The organism is Kitasatospora sp. NPDC005751 (assembly GCF_040630835.1).
Classification (GTDB): domain Bacteria; phylum Actinomycetota; class Actinomycetes; order Streptomycetales; family Streptomycetaceae; genus Kitasatospora.
On record NZ_JBEXYC010000012.1, the window covers coordinates 143819 to 165928 of the forward strand.

Here is a 22110-nt window from a genome sequence, read left to right on the forward strand (position 1 = left end):
TTGAACTTTGAACGAAACCGTCCTATGGTGGAGGCAACAAGTTGAAGCCTAAACAAATGGCTTCCGACCCGAGGAGGAGCCATGGGCCTTTTCAACCGCACCAAGACCGCCGCCACCGCCACCGCCGTCGTCGAGACCCCGGCCGGACCGGACCTCGCCCACCTCACCGGTGACTGGGCGATCGACACCACCCACAGCGAGGTCGGCTTCTCGGTGCGCCACGCCATGGTCACCAACGTCAAGGGCCGCTTCACCGAGTACGACGGCAAGCTGCACCTGGACGGCGCCCTCCCGCACAACTCCACCGCCGAGCTGGTGATCAAGGTGGCGAGCATCGACACCAACCAGGCCCAGCGCGACGAGCACCTGCGCACCGGCGACTTCTTCGCGGCCGAGGCCCACCCGGAGATCCGCTTCCGCAGCACCTCCGCCGAGCGCCTGCGCGGCGACTCGTACCGGATGACGGGCGACCTCACCATCAAGGGCACCACCCGGTCGATCGTCCTGGACCTCGACTACACGGGCAGCGCCACCGACGCCTACGGCGCCGAGCGGGTCGGCTTCGAGGGGACGGCCGTGCTGGACCGCACCGACTGGGGCCTCAGCTACAACGCCGCGCTGGAGACCGGCGGCGTGCTGATCGGCGAGAAGGTCAAGCTCAGCTTCGACATCTCCGCCGTCAAGGCGGCCTGACCCGGCCGACCGCTGTCACGGCCCCGCGTTCGACCCGCCCCTGCCGACCCCCGAACGGCAGGGGCGGGTTCATGCCGCGAACCGCGCCCGCCCGGGCCGCGCCCCGAGCCTCCCCGCCCCACGGCTACGGACGCCTACGCCGCGAGCAGCGCGGCGTCCGCCTCCGCCAGCCAGCTGCCGGCCGGGCGGCTCAGCCAGCCCTCGCGCGCCCCGAGTTCGGCGGCCGCCGCCTCCAGCGCGGACAGCCCCGGGTGCCGCAGGTCCGACCGGCGCACCAGGCTCACCAGCGTCAACGGCACCGGATCGACCAGTGGCACGTTCACCACACCGGGGATCAGCGGGCCCCCGACGGTGGTCAGCATCGGGTCGCCGTGCCGGGTGAGGTAGCGGGCGGTCTCGTCCACCCCGACCGGCGGCGCGTACGGCGCGGCGGGCGTGAGGCCGTAGTCGCGCAGCAGGCAGGTCCCCAGGTCGGCCCACTCGGTGGTGGCCGGATTGCCCGCGCAGACGTCCACCGGGTGCCCGGCCAGGTCCGCGAGCCGCAGCGCGGGCCGGTCGGCGAGCGGGTGGCCGACCGCCATCATCACCGAGACCCGCTCCAGCCGGACCGGCGTCTGGGCCAGTTGAGCACGCAGGCCGGCCGGCAGACCGGCGAAGCGCCCGAACGCCGCATCCAGCCGGTGCGCCGCCAACTCCTCGGCGGCCGCGGCGAGTCCGCCGAGGAAGCGGGCCAGGATCTCGCCCTCCGGCCAGGCGGCCCGGGCCCGTTCGAGCACCCGCTCGGTGGTCAGGTCCGGCCCGGAGACGTCGCTGTTGAGGTCGAGCAGCAGTGGGCGCCGCTCGGCACCGTTGACGATCTCGTCGTGCAGGGCCAGCAGCCGGCGGGCCTGCGGCAGCAACCGTCGCCCGGCCGGGGTGAGGTCGACGCTGCGGGTGGTACGGGTGAAGAGCGCGTCGCCGAGCAGCTTCTCCAGCGTGCGGACGTCGCGGCTGAGCGCCTGTTGGGCGACGTGCAGCCGCTGGGCGGCCCGGCCGAAGTGCAGCGTCTCGGCCGTGGCGACGAAGCCGCGGAGCAGCCGGGGGTGCAGGTCATGGGGCATGGCGGCAGATTAACAACAGCCTGATGTGAGTACGGCGAAACAGGTGTTGGACCGGAAGCGGGCGGCTGTTCGAGGCTGGAGCCCTCCCCCACCCCTCCACGAGGAGTTCCATGCCCGCCTCCTACCGCCGGCTGTTCGCACTGCCCGGTACCGCCGCCTTCACCCTGGCCGGGCTGCTCGGCCGGCTCACGATGTCGATGACCGGCGTCGCCCTGGTGGTGCTGCTCTCGGAGCGGCGCGGCTCGTACGCGCTGGCGGGCACCGTCGCGGCGGTCGGCCTGGCCACCGGGGCGATCGGCATGCCGCTGCTCGGCCGGCTGGTCGACCGGTACGGGCAGGCCCGCGTCACCGTCCCGGCCACCCTGTACAACGCCGTCCCGCTCGTCGGCCTGCTGCTCTGCGTCCGGTTCGACGCACCGGACTGGACGCTGTACGCCTGCTGGGCGGCCTGCGCGGCGGCACCGAACCTGGGCGGCATGGCGCGGGCCCGCTGGGCACACCTGTACCGGGACGACGCGGCGGCCCGGCACCTGGCCAACTCCTTCGAGCAGTCGTTGGACGAGCTCTGCTTCATGGCCGGTCCGGTGCTCGCGATGGTGCTCTGCACCACCGTCGCACCGGAGGCCGGTCTGCTCGCCGCCGGGGTCTTCGGCAGCGCCGGCGCCCTGCTGTTCGCCGCCCAGCGCCGGACCGAACCCCCGCTCGCGGACCGGCGCCCCGGCTCGACGCCCGACCGGTCCGGACCCCGCCCCGAGTGCTCGGACCCCGCCGATCGCGCGCACCGGCACGGCTCTCCGCTCCGGACCCCCGGGCTACGGGTGCTGCTGCTGACCTTCCTCGCCACCGGCGTGGTCTTCGGTTCGATGGAGCTCACCACCGTGGCGTACGCCGACGCGCTCGGCCACAAGCCGCTGGCGGGCGGGCTGTTGGCGCTGGTGGCAGGCGGTTCCTGCGTGGCCGGACTGGTCTTCGGCCTGCTTCGGCCCCGCCGGGCGGCGGGCGTCCGCTTCCTGTTCGGCGTCACGGCGATGGCCGTGCTGCTGCTCCTCCCGCTGGCCGCCGGGCTCGGCGGGGCCGGGCTCGTCCTGCTCGGCGCGGCGCTGTTCGTGGCCGGGACGGGCACCGCCCCGACCATGGTCACCGGTATGACGCTCGTCCAGGAGCTGCTGCCGGAGCGGCAGTTGAACGAGGGCATGGCGGTGGCGGTGTCCGGCATCGTGGTCGGCATCTCGGCCGGGGCGGCGCTCGCCGGCGCGGTCGCCGAGCACACCGCCCCCGGCACCGGCTACTGGCTGCCGGCCGGCGCCGCCTCGCTCGCCCTGCTGATCGCCCTGGCCGGCCGCCGCCACCTGCGGACGCCGGCCGCTCCCCCGGCGCCCCGGGGTTCCGGACGGATTGTCAGTGCCGCGCACTAGCGTGCTCGACATGGAACCGGCGACCATCCGATACGTCCGTGGCGATGCCACCGCGCCCCAGGGCAAGGGCGTGAAGGTGATCGCCCATGTCTGCAACGACCTCGGCGGCTGGGGGAAGGGCTTCGTCCTGGCGCTCTCACGGCGCTGGCCGGAGCCTGAGGCGGCGTTCCGCCGCTGGCACCGGGAGCGCGCGAAGAACGACTTCGGCCTGGGCGCGGTGCAGATGGTCCAGGTCGAGCCGTACATCCGGGTGGCCAACATGGTCGGCCAGCGCGGCATCCGGACGGGCCGGTCGACGGGCCCACCGGTGCGGTACGGGGCGATCGACTCCGCGCTGGCGGCACTGGCCGGACACGCACTCGCGCTCGGCGCCTCCGTCCACATGCCCCGGATCGGCTGCGGCCTGGCGGGCGGGCGCTGGGAGCTGGTCGAGCCGCTGGTGACGGCCCGACTGGTGGATCAGGGGGTGCCGGTGACGGTCTACGACCATGACTAGCCGACCACCACCGGTTCGCTACCTCCGCGATCCGACCGTCAGTGTGGCGGCGGGCCAGGTGTACTCGTACTCGGGCAGCACGTATCCGCCCGGGAAGACGCCCTCCTGCTCCGCCGTCCGGTGACCGCCCTCGCGCTCGTAGAAGGCGACCGCCCGGGTGTTGTCGCGCAGCACCTCCAGGTAGAGGTCGGCTCCGGGGTGGCGCTCGGCGACGTGCAGGCGCACGGCGTCGAGCAGCGCGCGGCCGATGCCGCCACCGGTGCGGTCGGGCCGGACGTGCAGGTTGTCAATCAGCACCCGGCCGTCGGGCTGCGGCACCACGTAGGCGAACCCGACGGCGCTCCCGGCCTGCTCGGCGATCAGCAGCTCCGGGGTGTTGGCCGGTTCGCCGTAGTCGGCGGCCAGCCGCAGGGCCCACACCTCGTGCCGCTCGGCGGTCAGTCCGTCGCCCAGCGCCCGCGCCGGGACGATGCCGGTGTAGGTGGTCCGCCAGCTGAGGGCGTGCAGCTCGGCGACGGCCCCGCTGTCGTCCGCGGTGCCGCGGCGGATGGTGATGTCCATGGGACGAGCGTCCCACACGGCCGGACTTGATCATGATCGAACTTTGCGCCTACAGTCTCCCGATGCTTTTGAACGCGTTCGAAATGGATGGGGCGGGGCGTCGGTACCGGATGTGGAGGGGGCATCCGGTACCGCACGCACCGACACCGGCCGCCGCGGGGCGATCCGGCTAGGCTCGGGGCCGTGGACGACCTGGCAGCGACGAACGGTACGAACAAGAAGAGCGGCACGAACGGCACGGACGGCCCCGAGGTCGCGCCCGGCACGCCGTCGACCCCGGCGGCACCACCCGCCGAGGTGCACGGCAGTCGCGCGCAGCCGAAGACCGACAAGAGCGAGGCGACCAGGGCCCTGATCCTGGAGACCGCGATGCGGCTCTTCCAGGAACGGGGCTACGAGAAGACCACCATGCGCGCCATCGCCTCCGAGGCCGGTGTCTCGGTCGGCAACGCGTATTACTACTTCTCGGCGAAAGAATTCCTGATCCAGGGGTTCTACGACCGGATGACGTACGACCATGCGGCGGACGCCAGGAATCGCATGGCCAAGACGCGGGATTTCTCCGAGCGACTGGAGATCGCGCTGACCTCCTGGCTCGACACGGCCGCGCCGTACCACGAGTTCGCGGCGCAGTTCTTCCGGACGGCGGCGGACCCGAACAGCGCGCTGAGCCCGTTCTCCAACGAATCGCACCCGGCCCGGGCCACGGCTGTGGAGCTGTTCCGTGATGTGCTGCAGGGCTCCGACCTGGCGCCGAAGCTGGACGCCGAGCTGGTCGAGCTGCTGCCCGACGTGCTCTGGCTGCACCTCATGGTCGTGGTCCTCTACTGGGTCTTCGACCGGACCGAGGACACCGAGCGGACCCGGGAGTTCGTCCGGCGCTCGACCCCCATGGCGGCCCGGGTGATCAACCTCTCGCGCTATCGGGTGTTCCGGCCGATCGTCCGCGACGCCAAGGGCCTCATTCAGGACTTCATCCTGCCCACCATCGGAAAGAACGCCGTCAAATAGGGCCCACCTCCGCCCTGGAACACATGCGACGGCCGGGCGCTCCCGATATCGGGAACGCCCGGCCGTGAACACGCGGCCGTGAACACCCGGATGCGTGGGCTCACCCGCGCGACTCAGAAGTTGTCCGGGTTCCAGGCGAGCAGGGGCGTGCGCAGCAGCAGGTCGGCGGCGGCGGCCGCGCCCGGGCGCAGTTCGGTGACCAGGCCCGCCGCGGCCAGTCGGGGGGCGGTCTCGCCGCCCAGGTACAGCGAGCCGAGCGCGGAGACGCCCAGCGCGAGGTCGGCCTCGTCGTCGGTGCGGGTGCAGCGGCCGCTGCCGTCGGCGGCGACCTCGACGGCCCACCGGCCGGCCGCGTAGCCGTCCCGGTCCTCGACCTCCAGGACGACCCGGCCGGGCGCGCCGTACGTCCGGGCGTTGAAGGCCGCCTCGACGTCGAGCACCCGGAGCCACATGAAGTCGGCGTTCTCCGCGTAGGGCGTGGCGGCGCGCGGGTCGGCCAGCAGCAGCGGCAGCGGGTCGTCCGGTCCGATGTTCTCCACCACGACCTTGCGCACCCAGTCGACGGAGAGGACGAACCGCCACAGCTCGGCGGCGGTGCCCCGGTCCAGTGCGAGGAAGTCGACGACGGTGAGGGTGCAGTTCGGGTAGCTGCCGTCCCAGGTGTCGTCGACCCGGTAGACGACCAGGCCGGTCGCGGTGCCCTCGGCGTCGCGGTGGACGGCGGCGAAGGGCTCCTTCCACTCGAAGCCCGGTACCTGGACGTCCCCGGTCTGGCGCCTCCACCAGAGCTCGTTGCGGGCGATCGCACCGGGCTGGGTGCGCCGCCAGCGGTCGTGCAGCTCGGAGCCGACCTTGCGCAGCTCCTCCATACGGACGAGATCGATCCGCCCACCGGGAACGGTCGGCAGGCCCTCGCGCAGACCCCGGGCCCGCAGCAGGTCGATGTTCCAGCCGTGGCCGCGGGTGGCCGGGCCGAAGCCGTAGCGCCCGTAGATGTTGTACTCGGCGGCGACCAGGATGGCGACGGCCGAACCGCGTTCCCGGGCGGCCGCCAGATCCTCCGTCATCATCCGGCGGAGCAGGCCGCGCCGGCGGTGGGTGGCGGTCACGGTGACGGAGGTGATGGCGTCCGCCTCGACGACCGCTCCGCCGGGGACGGTCAGCTCGACGTCGAAGCTGCGGAAGGTGGCGACGTAGCGGCCGGCGTCCAGGGCGCCGAGCACCCGGCCGGGCGCCCACTGCTGGCGACGGAAGTCCGCCGCGCTGTCCACGTGTGAACGGAGGAATCCGAGAGCGAGCGCCCGGTCCCAGCCCTCGATCTCGTCCTTGGCGATCGCACGGATCTCGACTCCGCCGATGCCTTCTGTCTGCTGGGCGCTGCCCGGATCGCGGGTACCGCCGTCCACATCGTTGCCCATGACGTCACGGTACGACCGCCCTCCGGCGACGGCACCTCATTTTCGGCCGCCCCGAAATCGGCCGCGCGGGCCGGTGCACGGCCGGGTCCCGCGCTGTCGGCCCACCCTTCCGCGCCGGTGGCGTCAGGCGGCGCACCCCGGCACCACCAGGCCGGACTCGTAAGCGATCACCACCGCATGGGTCCGGTTCTGTGCGCCGAGCTTGGTCAGCACGTTTCCGACGTGCGTCTTGACCGTCTCCTGGCTCACCGTGAGCGAGTCCGCGATCTCCGGGTTGGACAGACCGGTGGCCATCAACCGCAGCACCTCCTCCTCCCGCCCGGTCAGCGCCGCCCTCGGCAACGCCTCGGCCGAACCCAGCGGCCGGGCGGCGACCATCCGGCGCAGGGCCGCCGGGAAGAGGATCGCCTCTCCCGCCGCCACCACCCTCACCGCCTCGGCGATCTGCCGGACCGGGAGCCGCTTGAGCACGAACCCGCTGGCCCCCGCGCTGAGCGCGGCGGTGACGTAGCCGTCGTTCTCGAAGGTGGTGATGACCACGACCTTCGGCGCATCGGCCGAGTCGGCCAGCAGCTGCCTGGTCGCCTCGATTCCGTTGCGACGCGGCATCCGCACGTCCATCAGGACCACGTCCGGCCGCAGCAGCCGCGCCTGCTCGACCGCCTCGACGCCGTCGGCGGCCTCCCCGACCACGACGATGCCCGGCTGCACCGCGAGCAACATGCGCAGACCGCTGCGCGTCACCTCGTCGTCGTCCGCGATCAGCAGGGTGACGGGGTTGCCGGTGGGGCCGGCGGTGGCCCGGCTCGTGGTGGCGGCGCCGGTGTCGTCACCGGTCGCGCCCGCCGGGCTCGCGTCCGGGCCGGTCGCGGCGGCCTCAGCCGGCCCGGAGCCGGTCGTGCCGATCATGCGGACAACCGTACCGGCAGCCGGACGTCCAACCGCCAGTGCTGCGGCCCGTGTGGGCCGGCCTCGATCTCACCGTGCAGCAACCGCACGCGCTCGGCCAGCCCGGGCAGGCCGTGGCCGGACGTGGGGAAGGCGCCCGGGCCCTTGCCGGCTGCCGCCGACCTGACCGGGTTGACCACGCTGAGCGACAGTCCGTCCGGCGCGGCCGCCACCCGGACCTCGATCGGACCGCCCGCCCCGTGGCGCAACGCGTTCGTCAGGCCCTCCTGGAGGATCCGGTACGCCGCCCGGGAGAGCGTCCCCTGCACCTGCGCCGGCTCGCCCGACAGCTCCGACACCACCACCGCGCCCGCATGCCGCAAGCGGTCCAGCAGCTCCGGCAGGTCGGCCAAGGTCCTGGTCGGGGCCGTTCCCGCCTTCTCCTCGCGCAGCACGCCCAGCACGTAGTCCAAGTCCTCCAACGCGGCCCGGGTCGACTCCTCGATGCTGCGCAGGGCGGCCCGCGCGGCCACCGGATCGGCGGCGAGCACCTCGCCCGCCACCGCCGCCTGGATCGTGGCGGACGTCAGCGTGTGACCGATCGAGTCGTGCAACTCGTGTGCCAACCGGTTGCGTTCGGCCAGCCGCAGCTCACGCTCGGCCGCCAGCGCGAGGCGCTCCGCCGCCGACGGGCCCAACAGCCTTGGTGCGAGCCACCGCAGGGCGCCCGTCACGACGATGCAGCCGGCCGCTGCCAGCAGCAGGCAGACCAGCGCCACCCCCCAGCTCGCCCAGCCCGTCCCCGGCCGCATCGAACGGCCGAAGAGGCTCAGCCCCGCCTCGGCCCCGGTCCAGCCCCCTGGCAGGGTGAGGCCGGCGATGAACAGGGCGCCGCTCACCAGCACTCCCGTCCACCCCAGTGCCGCGTGCAGGAGCAGCCAGGCCGGGGTCCGCCAACGGTCGGCCCCGGACCGGCCAGTGACGGACTGCGCGCTGACGGCAGGCCCGGTCACGGCCTGCACGCTGACGGACGGCGCTCCGGGAAGAGTGTCGTGCGAAAGGGAGGGGACGGGGCGGCGGGCGGCCACGAGATCCGGCAGCGGTACCCGCAGCAGACGGCGGGCGCACGAGATCAGCACCTGCCGCGTGGGGCGCGCGAGCCCGACCGCGGCGATCATCGCCGCCCAGGCCGACAGCGTCATGGCGACCTGTGCCCCGTAGGGAGCGGTCCGCCAGGCTGCCGCCGGCAGCATCGCGAGAGGAACCAGCGGAAGGCTTGCCAGCGCGCCGCCGAACGCGAACAGCGCGCCCGAGAATGTGAAGCCGCGCAACAGCGGCGGGAGTCCCTTAACCATGATCGAGCCAGTATTGCCGGAACGTCCGCCGTCGACCTCCCCCGATCGGGGGATCGATATATCCCGCCTTTCAGCGATGTGCACCCCGCCCCCCGGAACTCACAATCATGCCCTGACCAATCGACGGGACGGGAGTACGGCTGATGAATGCTCAAGGACGGACGACGGCGCCGGAAGTACCGAGCCGGCCGGCACCGCCCCGCACCGGGGCGGGCCTCCACGGCCCGACCTCCCGTCAGGGCCCGCAGCCTCCGACGGCGAGCAACGGCGCCGCGGTGGCCGCCTGGGTGGTGGGCATCACCGCCCTGGTCACCTCGATCATCCTCATCGGCGGCCCGCTCGGCGTCATCGGCCTGGTCCTGGGCGTCCTCGCGCTGAGGACGGCCAAGCGCACCGGAGTCGGCCGGGCCGGCGCCATCACCGGTGTGGTGGCGTCGTGCGTCGCGATCGTGCTGTCCGCCCTGATGGCCGTCTTCTTTGTCTGGTACGCCGACAACACCCAGGAGTGCTATCAGCCCGACAGCTTCCGGCAGTACACGGAATGCGTCCACCACCAGCTGACCGGAGGGTGACCAGTGCCACGCGAAATGAAGTGGCCCCTCTCCCCGGGGCCGTATCCGCTACGGGCGGGCGTAGAAGTCCGGGGTGCCCATGATCCAGAGGCTGGCCTGTTTGACGGGCATGCCCTGGCGGGGGGCCTCGATCATCTGGTCGTCGCCGATGTAGAGGCCGACGTGGTGGATGTCGGCGGCTCGGCCGGTGTCGGTCCAGAAGACCAGGTCGCCGGGGCGGAGCTGGCGGTAGCCGATCGGGGTGCTCTGCGCGTACTGGTCGGCGGCGAAGTGGTTGAGCTGCTTGCCGCCCTGGCGCCAGGCCATCATGGTCAGCCCCGAGCAGTCGTAGCCGCCGGGGCCCTCGCCGCCCCAGACGTAGGGGAGGCCGATCTTGGAACGGGCGAAGGCGACGGCGGCGGCCGCGCCCTCGGCCGACCACGGGCGGGCAGCCGGAGGCGAGCTCGGAGCCGGCGCCATCGCGGTGCCCGCCGCCTCGGCTGCCGTCTTCTCCGCCGCGGCCTTCTCCGCTGCCGCCTGTTCAGCCGCCGCCTTCTCGGCAGCGGCCTTCTCGGCGGCCGCCCGGGCCGCGGCCTCGGCCTCACGGGCGGCGATCGCCTCCAGCGCCTCGCGCCGCTGCCGCTCCAGTTCGACGGTGGTGTGGCGGGCGGCGGCGAGATCGGCGAGCAGTTGTTCGCGGCGCAGCCCGACCGCCGTGACCTGCGCCTGCTGCGCGGCCAGCCGCGCCTCGGCCCGGCCCCGCGCCGCACCGACCTCGGCGGCGGCCTTCTCGGCGGCCTCGGCGGCGGCGCGGGCGGCGGCCGAGGCGCGGGCCGCGGTGGCTGCCGTGGAGGTGGCCGCGTCCAGGATCTGCCGGGTGCGGTCGCTGGCGACGCCGACCACCGCCGCCTGGTCGCCGGCCTCGCGCGGCCCATGGGCGCCGATGAGGGCGTTGACGGCGGAGAGCTCGGCGCTGGTGCCTTGACGGTACGTTTCGGCGGCGAGCCGGGCGGCGTCCTCGGCGGCCTCGGTCCGCGCCGCCTGGGCGGTGGCGGCCCGTCCGGCGGCGGCGGACTCCTCGGTGCGAGCGCGGGCGAGTGCGACCTGCGCGCCGTTGTAGGCCTCGACAGCCTGCTCGGCGGTGCGGGCGGCCCGGTCCAGTTCGGCGGTCGCCGCGGTGAGCCCGGCTTCGATGGTGGAGACCGAGGCGGCCCGGCGGTCGGCCTCGACCCGGGAGCGGTCGACCTCCTCGGCGGAGGGGTAGGCCCCGTCGGCCGGCGCCCCCACTGCAGAACCGGACTCGGAACCGGCCCCGGCCCCGGAACCGGCCCCGGAACCGGAACCGGAACCGGCTGCGGCCCCGGACGCCGCGTCATCGAGCGCGTCCGCCGGGACTGCCGCAGCGGCGGGAAGCAGCCCGAGCAGAGCGGTGAGGGACAACAGGAGGGTCGGCAGGAGCCTGCGCACCACGGGACATCCCTTCTCAGGTGTCGGACGTGGGCCTTCGGAGAGCCCCAGGCGGACCTGGTCACCCCGACCACCCAGCGAATCTGGCGAAGTATCCCATCACGTGACAAGTCGGTCACTCATCGCCATATTCTCAAGCCGGACGGCCTTCACACCCCAAGCCCGCACCGCTGGCCGGGTGACCCATCAGATGATCTGACCGGGAATCATCATCAGCCAGGGGCTCAGGGTATACGAACTACCGATGAATCCGAGGGGTGTGCGGCCTCAGCCGGGGGTGTCGGTCGGGCCGGGGCTCCAGACCGGTCGGACGTACCGCGTAGGTGCGGTGACGGCCCGCCCGGACGGTGCGGCGGCGTTGCTGCGCGAGCGGCCGGGGGCCGGGCTCGGGCCCGATGGGAGCGGGCCCGCCGGGGCCGGGGCGCTGCCTGCCCCCCGGCCCCGGCGTCGCCGCCGAGCGGCGATCGGCCAGCCGGGCGGAACGCCGGGCCAGCGCGCGGGCGGCGTGCGCGTCCAGGTGGGCGGAGGCCCGGGCGGCCATCCGCTCGGCGACCCGGTGAGCGGCGGGGTGGCCGGCCGGCACCTTGTCGGGGGCGCCCGCGATCAGGTCGAAAAGCCAGGTACGGGCGATGTCCGCACGCCGGTGCAGTCGTCGCTCACGCCGGAGCGCGCGGGCCCGGCGCCGCGGACGGGTCGCGTAGCGCCAGCGCGCCCACGGGCTGCTCGGGCGGGCCAGCCGGATGGCACCGATCCAGGACAGGCCGGGCACCAGGATGCCGAGCAGTCCGGTCCACATCTTGCCCTTGAGCAGGGTGATGACCGAGACCAGGGCGTTCACCGAGATCACTGTGACCAGTCCCCACCTGGTCTCCTGACTGGGTACCACGCCGAGCGGCACGTACCCGACGAGCAGCAGTGAGGTGCAGAGGATGCCGAAGATCACCGCGTCCACCGACTTGCGGCCCTGCTCGCTCCAGTAGACGTCGTCCAGGTGCAGGATCAGCGCGAACTCGTCCAGCACCAGGCCGCAGCCGATGCCGAAGAGCAGTCCGAAGACATCGATCCACGGGTGGCCGCCGTAGGTCGCGAACACCCCGATGCCGCCGGTCAGCAGGAAGCCGAGACCGAAGACCATGTGGTGGATGTGCAGGCCGCCGGGGGTCACATTGCCGGGCCACCAGCGGACCTTGGCCCGGATCATCCGGACGCTGAACCGGATCAGAACGAAGGAGGTGATGAATCCGACCAACAGCAGGAACAGCGGTTGCTTGTGCGCGGCGACGATGTGCTCGCGGTAGCCGTCCAGCAGTGTGGTCATGCGTCTTACCTTCGTTCCTGGTCCTGCGTACGTCCTGCCACGACATGACCCGGGGGCCAACACCGGCCCAACGAGCCCACCACCCGCACCGACGCGGCGCCGGGGGCCGGGGCCCGGGGCCCGGAGGCCGGGGTGCGCGTCGGTGCGGGCGGTCAGAAGCCGCGGGTGCGCTTGGCCGCCCGGCGGGGGGCGGCGAGGTACGGTTCCGGCCGCTCGGCGCCGGCCGGGAGCTTCATGAAGAGCCGGGCGATCTCACCCCCGAGGTTCACCCCGATCGCCAGCGCCAGGGCGATCGCGGCGGCCCGGGTGATCTGCACCAGACCGGCGCTGGCGTGCCCCTGGGTGAACGAGAGCATCCCGAGGTAGAGCGCCGAACCGGGCATCAGCGGGCCGATCGCGGCGGTCACGTAGGGCAGCGCCGAGCCGTTGCGGTAACGGGCCATCAGCTGGCCGAAGAGGCCGACCAGGCCCGCCGCCACTCCGGTGGCGGCGATCGGGGAGACCCCGGCGTTGTAGACCAGCACGCCGTAGCTGGCCCAGCCGATGCCGCTGTTCAGGGTGACCAGCGCGAGCGAGCGGCGGTCGGTCTGCAGCAGCATCGCGAAGGCCAGCGTGAGCACCAGGGCGGCGATCATCTGGACCGGTGGGTAGTTCGCCCCGGCCAGGCTCTCGTCCGGTTTGAGCTGGGGGTCGAACCCGACCCCCAGGTAGAGGATCAGCATCACGCCGATGACGATGCCCGACACCAGGTAGATCACTTCGAGCAGCCGGGCGGCGGCGGTGATGTAGAAACCGGTCAGGCCGTCCTGGACGGCGGCCACCAGGGCGCGGCCGGGCAGCAGGGCGAACAGCCCGCCGGTGATCACCACCGAACCGCGCAGGCCCAAGGTGTTGAACGAGAGGATGATGCCGGAGGCCGCGGCCGGCATCGCGGCCAGCACGAACTGGTAGAACTCCGGCAGCCCGCGCCGGGCGATCAGTGAGGCCAGCCGGTCGCCGAGGACGGCCGCGATGAACGCGCTGGCGAACACCAGCCAGGCCTTGTCGTCGATCCGGCCGCCGACCAGGAAGGTCGCCGCGCCGGCCAGCAGTCCGGTGTTCAGCGCGAGCAGCCAGGTCGGGTACGGGTGCCGGTTGCGGCGGATCAGCGCGAGGCGGCGGTACGCGTCGTTGACCGAGACCGTCTCGGCGGTGATGTCGGCGACCAGCTCGTACACCGCGTTCAGCCGGGTGTAGTCCGAGGTGCGGCGGCGCACCACCCGGTCCGCGGTGACCGGCGGTTCGACCAGCGAGGGCTGGTGCGAGATCCCGATCAGGGTGAAGGTGACCTGCGGCTCGCAGTGGTCCAGCCGGTAGGCGTGGGCGATGCCGAGCATGGCCGCCTCGACGTCCTCGGCGGCCTCGCCGCTGGCGAGCAGCAGTTCGCCGATGCGCAGGGTCAGGTCGAGGATGCGCGGGACGCTCCGGCCGGCGGAGGGGTGCAGCTCACGGGGGGTCCGCTCGAAGGCCGGGCGCTCGGACATCGGGGTGCGCAGCAGGGTGCGCATCCGGTCCGGCCAGGGCGCCTCGCCGGGCGCGCCCGCCGTCAGGGTGGGGATGGCGATGCCGTCGGGCGGGGTGTAGCCGGCGGCCCGCCACTCCTCGGGGGTGAGGGTGTCCTCGGCGACCGAGCGCCGACGGCTGCCGGGCACGGTGTCGGTGTCCAGCCCCCCGGCGACCCCAGCGGCCGCGGCGGCACCAGCGACGACGCCCTCGGCGACGACCGCGCCCGCCGCACCGACCGGCCCCGGCTGGGGCTCCGCCTCCAAGAGCTCGGCCTCCAAGAGCTCCGCCTCCGCGAGCTCCGGCTCCGAGGGCTCGGCGGCCGGCTCCGGGTTCAGCAGGCCCTTGGTCTCCCGGACCGGCGTGACCAGCGGGATCACGGTGGCGGGTTCGACGGTCGGGGCGGGGTGGCCGAGCAGGCCCTCGGTGGGCGGGGCCTCGGAGGGGTGGAGCGGACGCGGCTCCGGCCCCGGGCGTGTCTGTCGCGCCTGACGGGCCACCCTGCCGCCCCTGGCCCGCTTGCCTCCGCCCGGTCGGCCCCGCTTAGGCACTTCCGCTCCTTGCCGCCCCTGATGGCGCCGGGTCGGCCCGGCGCCGTTCGATCACGGGTTACACCTTGCCTGATCGAACTGCCGGACGCACATGTACGTCGCGGCGGGCGGCCGCCCGCGCGGGTGCCTACCCGGCGCGGTGGCGGGCGGGGACGGACCGGCCGGACCGGCGGGCCCGCAGCAGTTCGACCGCCACCGGCACCACCGAGACCAGCACGATGCCGACCAGGATCGCCTCGATGTGCTCCCGGACGAAGGGGATCTGGCCGAGGAAGTAGCCGAGCACCGTGACGCCGGCACCCCAGAGCACACCGCCGATGACGTTGTAGACGACGAACGTGCGGTAGTTCATCCTGCTCACCCCGGCGACGATCGGGGTGAAGGTCCGCACGATCGGCACGAAGCGGGCCAGCACGATCGCCTTGGGGCCGTGCCGGTCGAAGAAGGCGGCCGCCTTCTCCACGTTCTCCTGCTTGAAGACCCGGGAGTCGGGCCGCCGGAAGAGGCCCGGTCCGACCTTGCGGCCGAAGAGGTAGCCGACCTGGTCGCCGGCCACGGCCGCGGCCACGATCAGCAGGCACATCAGCCAGAGCGGCAGGTGCAGGTAGGTGCCGTCGGCGATCAGCAGGCCGGTGGTGAAGAGCAGGGAGTCGCCGGGCAGGAAGAAACCGATCAGCAGACCGGACTCGGCGAAGACGATGGCGAGGATGCCGAGCGGCCCGAAGGTGGAGATCAGGGTGGTCGGATCGAGCCAGGACGGGCCGAGGGCGAGGCTGGTCACGGGGCAGGCACTCCTGGAGGTCGAGTCTTGGCAATGAAACAGTAAAGCATTTGCCAAGAGCCTCTTGATCCGGGAGTCCCTGCCCCGCACCGGGGGCACTCCTCGGGGCGGCTACTCGGGGTCGAAACCCGGGCCCGCTACCAGCGGCCCGCTACAGCCCGTAGCGCTCGATGATCTCCTCGTGCCGGGCGGTGTCCGTGCCCGCCGCCCGGGCCAGGTCGAGCCAGGCGGGCGGGTGCGGCCAGGCCGCGGTGAGGCGGCGCAGCAGCGCGTCGGCGTCGGTGGCCCGCTCGGTGGGCGGCACCCCGACGGCGGCGTAGATCCCGGGCAGGACCTCGTCCTCGTCGGTCGGGTCGGTGACGCTGTACTGCTCCCCGCTGTAGGCCCAGACCGCGTACCCGGCCTGTCCGAGCTCCTCGCGCAGCCGGGCCCAGGCCTCGTCGCCGGGCCAGCCGCCGTCGATCCAGTAGGTGGTGTAGCCGGCCGGGTCGAGCAGTGCCAGCAGTCCGAACACCGGGCGGTGGCGGCGCCGCTCCTCCTCCGGAGTGTCCTCGCCGGGCGGCTCCTCCAGCAGGGCCGGGGCGAAGACCACCACGTCGCCGTGGTTGAGCGTGAGGTCGTCACCGAGCACCGGCAGGATGCGGGCGGTGGCCGGGCCGGTGCGGACGGCCGGGAGGTCCGCGGTCGCGCCGTTGGTCCGGGTGGCCCGGACGGTGACGATGTGCCACTCCTCGTCGACCGGGCCCTCGGCCTCGTCGAACTCCATGCCTATCAGCGCGCCGGTCGAGCGGACCGTCGCCCAGTCCCGGTTGACGGTGGCCGCGGTGATCAGGTGCCAGAGGTCGGGCTCCTGGACGGTGCGGTGCCGCTGCTCGTCCGGAGTGCCCTCGGCGGGCAGCGCGTGCTCCAGCAGTTCCTGGTAGTACCGCTGCGCGGCCGCGTGGTCGCCCAGCTCGGTGGCCGCGGCGGCGGCCAGCCGGCGGGTGTTGATCCGGTCCGGGTGCAGGGCCAGGATCGCCTCGCACTGCTCCACCACGTCGGCCCAGCGGCTCTCGGCGGCGGCCCAGCGCGCCCGGATCCAGTGGCCGCCGGACGGGTTGGTCCCGGTGATCCGGTCGGCGAGCCGACGGATGCCCTCGTCGTCCCCGGCGTCGATCAGGGCGCTGCCGAGCATCGCGGTCAGGCCCTCACTCGCCGGGTCGGCGTCCAGCCGGTCCCAGAGCAGGTCCGCGGCGGCCCGGGAGTGGCCGAGGCCGCCCAGCACCGCGGCCAGGTCGAGCGCCAGCCCGGTGGCGCCGGCCGGCTCGCCCCGGTACTCGTCCAGGGCGGCGGCGAGCAGGTCGGCGCCGGCCTCGTAGGGCACCTGCGCCTCCCCGAGGTACGCGGACAGCTCGGCCGCCGGGACGGGCAGCTCCGGCACGGGCAGCGCCTCGGCGTCCGCGCGCAGCCGGGCGACCTGCTCGGCGACGCCGTCGGTGCGGCGCAGCCGGGTCAGCTTCCGTTCGCCGAAGGCCGCCAGGGTGAGCGCGATCGTCCGGGCGCCGCGTGCGACGGCCAGCCGGCCGGCGGCCAGCAGCAGGTCGACGCAGGGGCGGTGCGAACCGGTGCCGTCCAGGTACCCGACCCAGCCGGCCAGCGCGGCGCCGAGCTCGGCGTCGTTCTCGCGGGCGCCGGCGGCGACCAGCAGCTCGACCGTCGCCGTCCAGGCGGCCCGGATGTCGGCGTGGCGCTCGGCGTCCGCCAGGCTCGGCAGCAGGGCCAGCGCCTCGTCGGTGCGGCCGAGCGAGGCGAGCGCGCGGGCGCGCAGCACGGCGCCCCAGCGCCGGTCGCTCTCGTCGATCTCACGACCCCGGCCGCGCTCGGCCTGCTCGGCGGTGTCGAGCAGGGCCAGTACGTCCTCGTGCCGGCCGAGCAGGTGCAGGGTGCCGGCCCGGGAGTGGTGGAAGTGCAGCGAGAGCCGCTGGCCGGCGGACTGCATCCGGGCGGCGGCGGTGTCGAGGTGACTGAGCGCCTCGGCCGGCCGACCGTCGTCCTCCAGGGCGTCCGAGTACTCCCGGGAGAGGCAGTCGAAGCAGGCCCGGGCGGGCTCGATCCGCTCCAGCGTCTCGCTCAGCACGGCGAGCCGCTCGGGCACGTAGCCGGGACCGTCGACCCGGGCGTGGCAGATCGCGAAGTCCTGCACCACGCAGACGGACTGCGGGCAGCCCGCCGTCTCCTCGCGGTGCGCGAACTCCAGCAGGTCGACCGCCTCGGGCAGCGCCTGCTCGCCCTGGTGGCGCTTGTTCAGCAGGTTCTGCATCCGCCAGTGCCGCAGGTAGACCTCGACCCAGGGCAGGCCGAGCGCCCGGGCGGCGGCGACCGCCTCCGGGTAGACGGCGTCGAGCTGGTCGTTGCGCCCCTCGTTGGCGTGGCCGGGGAGTTCGTAGATGGCGTCGGCCAGCCGCCGGTGGCCGGCCTCGGCCAGCTGCTGGTGGGTGTCGTGCACCCAGGCCCAGATGTCGGTGCTCATACTGCTTGCGTCTCCCCCTGCGGGTGGTGCGCTGTGCTGGTGGACAGTGTGCTGACCACCTCTGACAATCCGTCCGACGGTCCCGGACGGGCGGGTCCCGGATGGGCGGGTCCCGGCCGAACAGGTTCCGGCCGACCGGGACCCGAACGGGCAGGTCCCGGACGGTCGGGCCCTGGACGGCCGGTGCGGGGCATGACCCCCGGGCGGGCCTCGGGGGCCGCGCCGTTCAGCCCCGGTCGCGAAGGCCCCCCGGGTCACCGGGTCCGCCCGGTTCCCCGAGCTCGCCGGGGCTGTCCGGCACCGTGCCCAGCCCGGCCGGCACGGCGGCGGTCAGCGCGGAGACCGCCGTCCCGATGCCCGCCAGCGCGCCGCCCAGGTCGCCACCGCCCGAGCCCGAGCCGGCGGACGCGGCGGACCCGGCGGACCCGGCCGAGGCCGCCGCCATGATCACCTTGAGCGAGCGGAGCAGCCCCGCCGCGGTCGCGCTGCCGGTGTGCCCGCCGCGGTAGGCGGTGAGCAGGTCCTGGACGGCCGGGCAGGCCAGGTTGAGGTAGAGCCGGGCCTTCACCTCGCCGCCGGACCGCGCGGTGAAGGCCCGGGCCAGACGCAGTGCGGCGGACGGGATCCGGGCGTCCGCCTGGTCGTCCTCGATCCGCGCCTTCAGCTCGGCCTCGCGGTCCGGGACGAGGACGAGCGGCAGGCCCGGCGGGTCGAACCGGGCCGGGACGAGTTGCTCGCCGGGGTCGGCCAGGGCGCCGGTCAGCCAGGCGGTCTCCTCGGCCGGCAGCGGCCGCTCCGGGTCGCGGAACAGCTCACGGTTCCCGTTCTCACTGCCGAGTTCGACGATCCGGCAGTCGCGCAGTGCGGCGTAGCGGCGCAGGAAGGGCAGTACCGCGTAGCGGTCGCCGCGCGCGATCGGCACCTGCATCGCCCGGTACAGCATCTCCTCGAAGCCGCCGCCGCTGCCGAGCGCGACGTGCACCGCGCCGCCGCCGGCGGCCCGCAGCGCACCGGCCGTCAGGTCGCCCTGTGAGGTGGGCACCGGGACGTCGTCGGCGAGCAGGGTGAAGAGCCGGTCGTCGCAGAGCGCGGCGCCGAGCAGGTCCTGGCCGTGCCGGGCGAGGATGCGGCGCCAGACGGCGGGGCGCAGCCGGGCGGTCTCGTAGAGGCCCTCCACCACGGCGTCGGTGAGGGCCTGCTGGAGCGCCCGGTAGTGCTCGTCGCGCTGGAGGTCCTCGCGGCTGGCGGTGGGGGTGAGCCGGCTGGACTCGACCACACCGCCGATGAACCCGGCCCAGCTGGGCAGCAGGTCGCGGGCGTCCTCGGCGAGCAGCATGCCGCGCAGGTAGACGGCGAGGTCGCGGTTGTCGCTGCTGCCGTAGGTGCCGCCGTCCTGGACCCAGAGCAGGCCGACCGCGTCGCTGCCGCCTTCGACGGGCTGCACGGGGAAGGCGGTGAGCGGTTCGAAGCGGCGGCCGAAGGCGCCGGCGAACCGCATCCGGGCCGCGTACGGGTCGCCGTCGACCGCCTGGCGCCAGGGCACCGGGACGGCGTTGACGGGTTGTTCGTCGTCGCCGACGTAGACCGGGATCGGCAGCAGGACGCAGTACCGGCCGAGCACCTCGCGCAGCGCGTTCTCGTCGGCGAGGTGGGCGTGCTCGGTCTTCAGCGCGAGCTCGACCAGGGTGCCGGGGGCCGGCCGGGCGGGCACCCGCTCGACGCTGTACTGCTCGCCGCCGAAGCTGCGGTAGCGGTGGCCGAGCAGCGGCTCGCGGTGCGAGGTGGTGGTGACGGTGACCTCGTCGGCCACCGAGAAGGCGGAGAGGAAGCCGAGCCCGAAGGCGCCGATGAGCTCCTGGTTACCGGTGAGTTCGCGCAGCATCCGGGTGTAGCCGGTGCCGACGGTGGCCAGGTAGGCGTGGATCTCCGGCTCGGTGAGGCCCGCGCCGGTGTCCTCGATGCCGACGGTGCGCCGGACGGCGTCGGCGCGTACCCGGATCAGCGGGCGGTGGCCGCCGTCCGGGTCCTCCAGGAGCCGCCGGGTGTGCGAGTCGTGCGCGTTCTGGACGAGTTCGCGCAGGGCCACCAGCGGGGTGGAGTAGAGGTGGGTGGCGAGGACGTTCACCAGTCCGCCGAGATCGACCTCGGTCGTACGCAGATCCTCGGTGGGCACGGGGTCGGGCGGGAGACCATCAGACATGGGTCCTCAGTGTGCCAGTGCGACTATCCGGCGACCATTTCTTTCTGAGGCCGGCCCGGAATCGGTTCGGGATCGACCGGGACTCGGTCCGGGGTCGACCGGGACTCGGCCTGAGAGGGCCTGACACCGGGCTGACACCGGAGGACCGGTCAACCTGGCATTGACAGTGCAGTCCCGTCGAAGCCGCCGTCCGGTGGACCCAATCCGCCCTCCTTCGAGGGAACTTGCCGCTCTCCGCGTGACCGCGCGCGGCTCCTCCCACCCCTCCCGGTTCGTCGTCTTCATGACACCATCGGGCGAATTGCCACCCATTCGGTGGAGTTCGCCCAGGTGCTGGTGAATGCTGGTCGTGCGACGTCAGGAACCGGCGCTGCGGGGCGGCCACCCCGGACGCGCCACTTTTTCGCACTCTCTCAGGGAGATCAGCGTGTCCCGTATCCGCGCAGCCGCCGCCGTCACCGCCCTCGGGGCCTTCCTCCTGGTCGGTCTCGGGTCCGCCACGGCGTACGCCGACAACGGCGCCGGTGCCAACGACCACTCCAACAGCAGCGTCGTGAACAACAACGGCTCCGGCAACGTGATCGGCAACGTGACCGGCAACCTGGTCAGCACCCAGCAGACGGCCACCGGCTCCGGCGCCGGCAACCAGAACAACGGCCTCGCGGTCGCCGGCAACGCCGGCAACGTCGGCGCCCTCCAGGGCAACGGCAACCTCGCCGCCGACGTGCACCCGCACATCTTCTTCTAGTCCCGGCCCTCCTCGCCGCCGCTTCCGCTCCGGCGGCGGCGAGACCCGGACCGAGCACCAGTGCGCTCGCGGCCCCGACCGGATCCACCGGGTCGCGACGCCGGCCGGGTGCCTGCCCCCACCATCCTCGGGGGCGGGCACCCGGCCGTCGCTATGCGGGCCCGGGGAGGCCCAGGACGGCCCGGCCGAGCCGCCGCAGGCAGTCCCCGAGGTCCGGCCATTCACAGTACGGGCGGTTCCGCACCCCGTCGTTGACCAGGGCGAACAGCGCGTGCACCCGGATCCTGGCCTGGGCCGCGTCGTACTCGGGGCGGACCTGGCAGAGCAGTTCGACCCAGGTCCGCAGGAAGTCCCGGCGGAAGTCCACCGCGGCCCGCCGGTCCGACGCGGCCAGCCGCTCGGTCTCGCTCAGCATCGCGCCCAGGTAGTCGCTGTTGCGCCGGGCGAAGCCCACGTAGGCGGCCAGCGCGGCCTCCAGGGCCGGCCCGGGCCCGTCGGCGACGGCGATCGCGCCCTCGACCTCGTGCCAGAGCCGTTCCCTGCTGCGCACCAGTGAGGCGGCCAGCAGCTGGGCCTTGCTCTCGAAGTGCCGGTACACGCTGGGCCCCGAAATGCCGACCGCGGCGCCGAGTTCGTCGGTGCTGACGTTGTCGAACCCGCGCTGGTGGAACAACCGCACCGCCGCCGCGAGCAGTTCCTCCCGGCGGGACTGCGCCCGGGACACCGGCGCGGCCGCCGGGCAGTAGTCCCGCGGGTCGGGCGAGGTGTCGCCCAGCGGCACCGCCAGGATCGCCGCCACCAGCTCGCGCACCAGCCGCTCGGCCCGGCGCGGTTGCGGCACGGCCGACTGGTAGGAGAGGCCGGCTCCGGCGGAGAGCGCCGACCAGCAGAGCAACTCGGCGTCGGCGCTCCCGAGTTCCGGGCGCTCCGCCCGGAGCACCCCGGCCATCAGCGCGACGTCCGCGCGCAGCTCGCGGCGCAGTCCGGCCCGTCGGACCGGCGGCAGCAACCGGGCGTCCCGCTGCACCAGCGTGCCGAGCGGCCGGTGCCCGACCGCGACGGCGGCCAGCGCGGCGCCGACGTCAGCCGTGGTCGAAGCCGCGCGCAGTCCGCCGGACAGCTCGTCCAGCCCCAACCGGAGAGTGCGGTCCAGCAGTTCGGGCTTGCCCCGGAAGTGCCGGTAGAGGGCCGGCGCGGTGATGCCGACCCCGGCGGCGACCTCCGTCATGGAGACCTGGTGGTAACCGCTGCGGTGGAAGCGCTCGGCGGCCACGGCGAGGATCTGCGCCTGCCGGGATCGCGCGGGCGGCCGTCGTACCACCATGACGTCGCTCCTCGCCCTCGCCAGCCCGTATGCCGGGCACCTCGCCCGGATGCCGGTCCACGAGGTCTGCGGCGCCGCGGCCCCGCACCGCGGTCGGAGCGGACTACGGGCGCCACCCGCCGACCGTAGGCTAGCAAGGATTCACTTGTGGGGGGCCGGGGCCGGTCACAGCGGGCTCGGTC

18 protein-coding genes are annotated in these 22110 nt (G+C 73.8%); 6 read left to right on the forward strand and 12 right to left on the reverse strand.

Features of this window, described 5'->3' with window-relative positions:
- The first annotated feature begins 81 nt into the window (after positions 1-81).
- Positions 82-693 (forward strand): YceI family protein, encoded by a 612-nt coding sequence (locus ABZ497_RS14955; protein WP_329488406.1) that lies wholly within the window; start codon positions 82-84, stop codon positions 691-693.
- A 134-nt stretch (positions 694-827) separates the two neighbouring features.
- On the opposite strand, the gene ABZ497_RS14960 is transcribed toward ABZ497_RS14955, so the two are convergent.
- On the reverse strand, positions 828-1793 hold the full coding sequence (locus ABZ497_RS14960) for a LysR family transcriptional regulator (RefSeq protein WP_359805227.1): 966 nt from the start codon (positions 1791-1793) through the stop codon (positions 828-830).
- A gap of 110 nt (positions 1794-1903) precedes the next feature.
- On the opposite strand from ABZ497_RS14960, the gene ABZ497_RS14965 reads away from it, so the two are divergent.
- Positions 1904-3208, forward strand: a complete 1305-nt coding sequence (locus tag ABZ497_RS14965) for an MFS transporter (RefSeq protein WP_359805229.1) — start codon at positions 1904-1906, stop codon at positions 3206-3208.
- A gap of 10 nt (positions 3209-3218) precedes the next feature.
- Positions 3219-3704: an Appr-1-p processing protein gene (locus ABZ497_RS14970; RefSeq protein ID WP_359805231.1), complete on the forward strand. Its 486-nt coding sequence runs from the start codon at positions 3219-3221 to the stop codon at positions 3702-3704.
- 18 nt (positions 3705-3722) lie between these two features.
- Here the strand turns inward: ABZ497_RS14970 and ABZ497_RS14975 are convergent, their stop codons facing one another.
- On the reverse strand, positions 3723-4265 hold the full coding sequence (locus ABZ497_RS14975; RefSeq protein ID WP_359805233.1) for an N-acetyltransferase: 543 nt from the start codon (positions 4263-4265) through the stop codon (positions 3723-3725).
- Between the two features lie 183 nt (positions 4266-4448).
- Between ABZ497_RS14975 and ABZ497_RS14980 the strand changes: the two genes are divergently transcribed.
- Complete coding sequence (locus tag ABZ497_RS14980; RefSeq protein WP_359805235.1) at positions 4449-5276, forward strand: TetR family transcriptional regulator; 828 nt, start codon at positions 4449-4451, stop codon at positions 5274-5276.
- Positions 5277-5389: 113 nt separating this feature from the next.
- On the opposite strand, the gene ABZ497_RS14985 is transcribed toward ABZ497_RS14980, so the two are convergent.
- The 3 genes from ABZ497_RS14985 to ABZ497_RS14995 all read right to left on the reverse strand — a co-directional run bounded on the left by ABZ497_RS14985 (position 5390) and on the right by ABZ497_RS14995 (position 8937).
- Positions 5390-6694, reverse strand: coding sequence for a GNAT family N-acetyltransferase (locus tag ABZ497_RS14985; protein WP_359805237.1), 1305 nt, complete (start codon positions 6692-6694; stop codon positions 5390-5392).
- 123 nt (positions 6695-6817) lie between these two features.
- Positions 6818-7603: a response regulator transcription factor gene (locus ABZ497_RS14990; protein WP_359805239.1), complete on the reverse strand. Its 786-nt coding sequence runs from the start codon at positions 7601-7603 to the stop codon at positions 6818-6820.
- Positions 7600-8937: a histidine kinase gene (locus tag ABZ497_RS14995; RefSeq protein WP_359805241.1), complete on the reverse strand. Its 1338-nt coding sequence runs from the start codon at positions 8935-8937 to the stop codon at positions 7600-7602. Before ABZ497_RS14995 ends, ABZ497_RS14990 begins: the two co-directional genes overlap by 4 nt.
- Before the next feature lie 143 nt (positions 8938-9080).
- On the opposite strand from ABZ497_RS14995, the gene ABZ497_RS15000 reads away from it, so the two are divergent.
- Positions 9081-9509 carry a DUF4190 domain-containing protein gene (locus ABZ497_RS15000; protein WP_359805242.1) on the forward strand — a complete coding sequence of 143 codons (429 nt, stop codon included), beginning with the start codon at positions 9081-9083 and terminating at the stop codon, positions 9507-9509.
- A gap of 48 nt (positions 9510-9557) precedes the next feature.
- Here the strand turns inward: ABZ497_RS15000 and ABZ497_RS15005 are convergent, their stop codons facing one another.
- The 6 genes from ABZ497_RS15005 to ABZ497_RS15030 all read right to left on the reverse strand — a co-directional run bounded on the left by ABZ497_RS15005 (position 9558) and on the right by ABZ497_RS15030 (position 19856).
- On the reverse strand, positions 9558-10775 hold the full coding sequence (locus ABZ497_RS15005) for a C40 family peptidase (RefSeq protein WP_359805244.1): 1218 nt from the start codon (positions 10773-10775) through the stop codon (positions 9558-9560).
- A 418-nt stretch (positions 10776-11193) separates the two neighbouring features.
- Positions 11194-12273, reverse strand: coding sequence for a hypothetical protein (locus ABZ497_RS15010; RefSeq protein WP_359805246.1), 1080 nt, complete (start codon positions 12271-12273; stop codon positions 11194-11196).
- 152 nt (positions 12274-12425) lie between these two features.
- Positions 12426-14315 carry a threonine/serine exporter family protein gene (locus tag ABZ497_RS15015; RefSeq protein WP_359805248.1) on the reverse strand — a complete coding sequence of 630 codons (1890 nt, stop codon included), beginning with the start codon at positions 14313-14315 and terminating at the stop codon, positions 12426-12428.
- Between the two features lie 178 nt (positions 14316-14493).
- The gene (locus tag ABZ497_RS15020) at positions 14494-15147 is read right to left on the reverse strand and encodes a VTT domain-containing protein (RefSeq protein ID WP_359805250.1); all 654 of its coding nucleotides are present in this window, start codon (positions 15145-15147) and stop codon (positions 14494-14496) included.
- Positions 15148-15298: 151 nt separating this feature from the next.
- Positions 15299-17656 (reverse strand): hypothetical protein, encoded by a 2358-nt coding sequence (locus tag ABZ497_RS15025; protein ID WP_359805252.1) that lies wholly within the window; start codon positions 17654-17656, stop codon positions 15299-15301.
- A 226-nt stretch (positions 17657-17882) separates the two neighbouring features.
- Positions 17883-19856 (reverse strand): ATP-binding protein, encoded by a 1974-nt coding sequence (locus ABZ497_RS15030; RefSeq protein WP_359805254.1) that lies wholly within the window; start codon positions 19854-19856, stop codon positions 17883-17885.
- 427 nt (positions 19857-20283) lie between these two features.
- Between ABZ497_RS15030 and ABZ497_RS15035 the strand changes: the two genes are divergently transcribed.
- On the forward strand, positions 20284-20604 hold the full coding sequence (locus ABZ497_RS15035; RefSeq protein WP_329488425.1) for a hypothetical protein: 321 nt from the start codon (positions 20284-20286) through the stop codon (positions 20602-20604).
- A 151-nt stretch (positions 20605-20755) separates the two neighbouring features.
- On the opposite strand, the gene ABZ497_RS15040 is transcribed toward ABZ497_RS15035, so the two are convergent.
- Positions 20756-21928, reverse strand: coding sequence for a TetR/AcrR family transcriptional regulator (locus ABZ497_RS15040; protein WP_359805256.1), 1173 nt, complete (start codon positions 21926-21928; stop codon positions 20756-20758).
- Between the last annotated feature and the right edge of the window lie 182 nt (positions 21929-22110).

What these genes read in the sequence shown, in the direction of transcription:
- ABZ497_RS14955 (WP_329488406.1), top strand. Translation starts at nt 82, where the DNA reads ATGGGCCTTTTCAACCGCACCAAGACCGCCGCCACCGCCACCGCCGTC.
- ABZ497_RS14960 (WP_359805227.1), bottom strand. Translation starts at nt 1,793, where the DNA reads ATGCCCCATGACCTGCACCCCCGGCTGCTCCGCGGCTTCGTCGCCACG.
- ABZ497_RS14965 (WP_359805229.1), top strand. Translation starts at nt 1,904, where the DNA reads ATGCCCGCCTCCTACCGCCGGCTGTTCGCACTGCCCGGTACCGCCGCC.
- ABZ497_RS14970 (WP_359805231.1), top strand. Translation starts at nt 3,219, where the DNA reads ATGGAACCGGCGACCATCCGATACGTCCGTGGCGATGCCACCGCGCCC.
- ABZ497_RS14975 (WP_359805233.1), bottom strand. Translation starts at nt 4,265, where the DNA reads ATGGACATCACCATCCGCCGCGGCACCGCGGACGACAGCGGGGCCGTC.
- ABZ497_RS14985 (WP_359805237.1), bottom strand. Translation starts at nt 6,694, where the DNA reads ATGGGCAACGATGTGGACGGCGGTACCCGCGATCCGGGCAGCGCCCAG.
- ABZ497_RS14990 (WP_359805239.1), bottom strand. Translation starts at nt 7,603, where the DNA reads ATGATCGGCACGACCGGCTCCGGGCCGGCTGAGGCCGCCGCGACCGGC.
- ABZ497_RS14995 (WP_359805241.1), bottom strand. Translation starts at nt 8,937, where the DNA reads ATGGTTAAGGGACTCCCGCCGCTGTTGCGCGGCTTCACATTCTCGGGC.
- ABZ497_RS15000 (WP_359805242.1), top strand. Translation starts at nt 9,081, where the DNA reads ATGAATGCTCAAGGACGGACGACGGCGCCGGAAGTACCGAGCCGGCCG.
- ABZ497_RS15010 (WP_359805246.1), bottom strand. Translation starts at nt 12,273, where the DNA reads ATGACCACACTGCTGGACGGCTACCGCGAGCACATCGTCGCCGCGCAC.
- ABZ497_RS15025 (WP_359805252.1), bottom strand. Translation starts at nt 17,656, where the DNA reads ATGAGCACCGACATCTGGGCCTGGGTGCACGACACCCACCAGCAGCTG.
- ABZ497_RS15030 (WP_359805254.1), bottom strand. Translation starts at nt 19,856, where the DNA reads ATGTCTGATGGTCTCCCGCCCGACCCCGTGCCCACCGAGGATCTGCGT.
- ABZ497_RS15040 (WP_359805256.1), bottom strand. Translation starts at nt 21,928, where the DNA reads ATGGTGGTACGACGGCCGCCCGCGCGATCCCGGCAGGCGCAGATCCTC.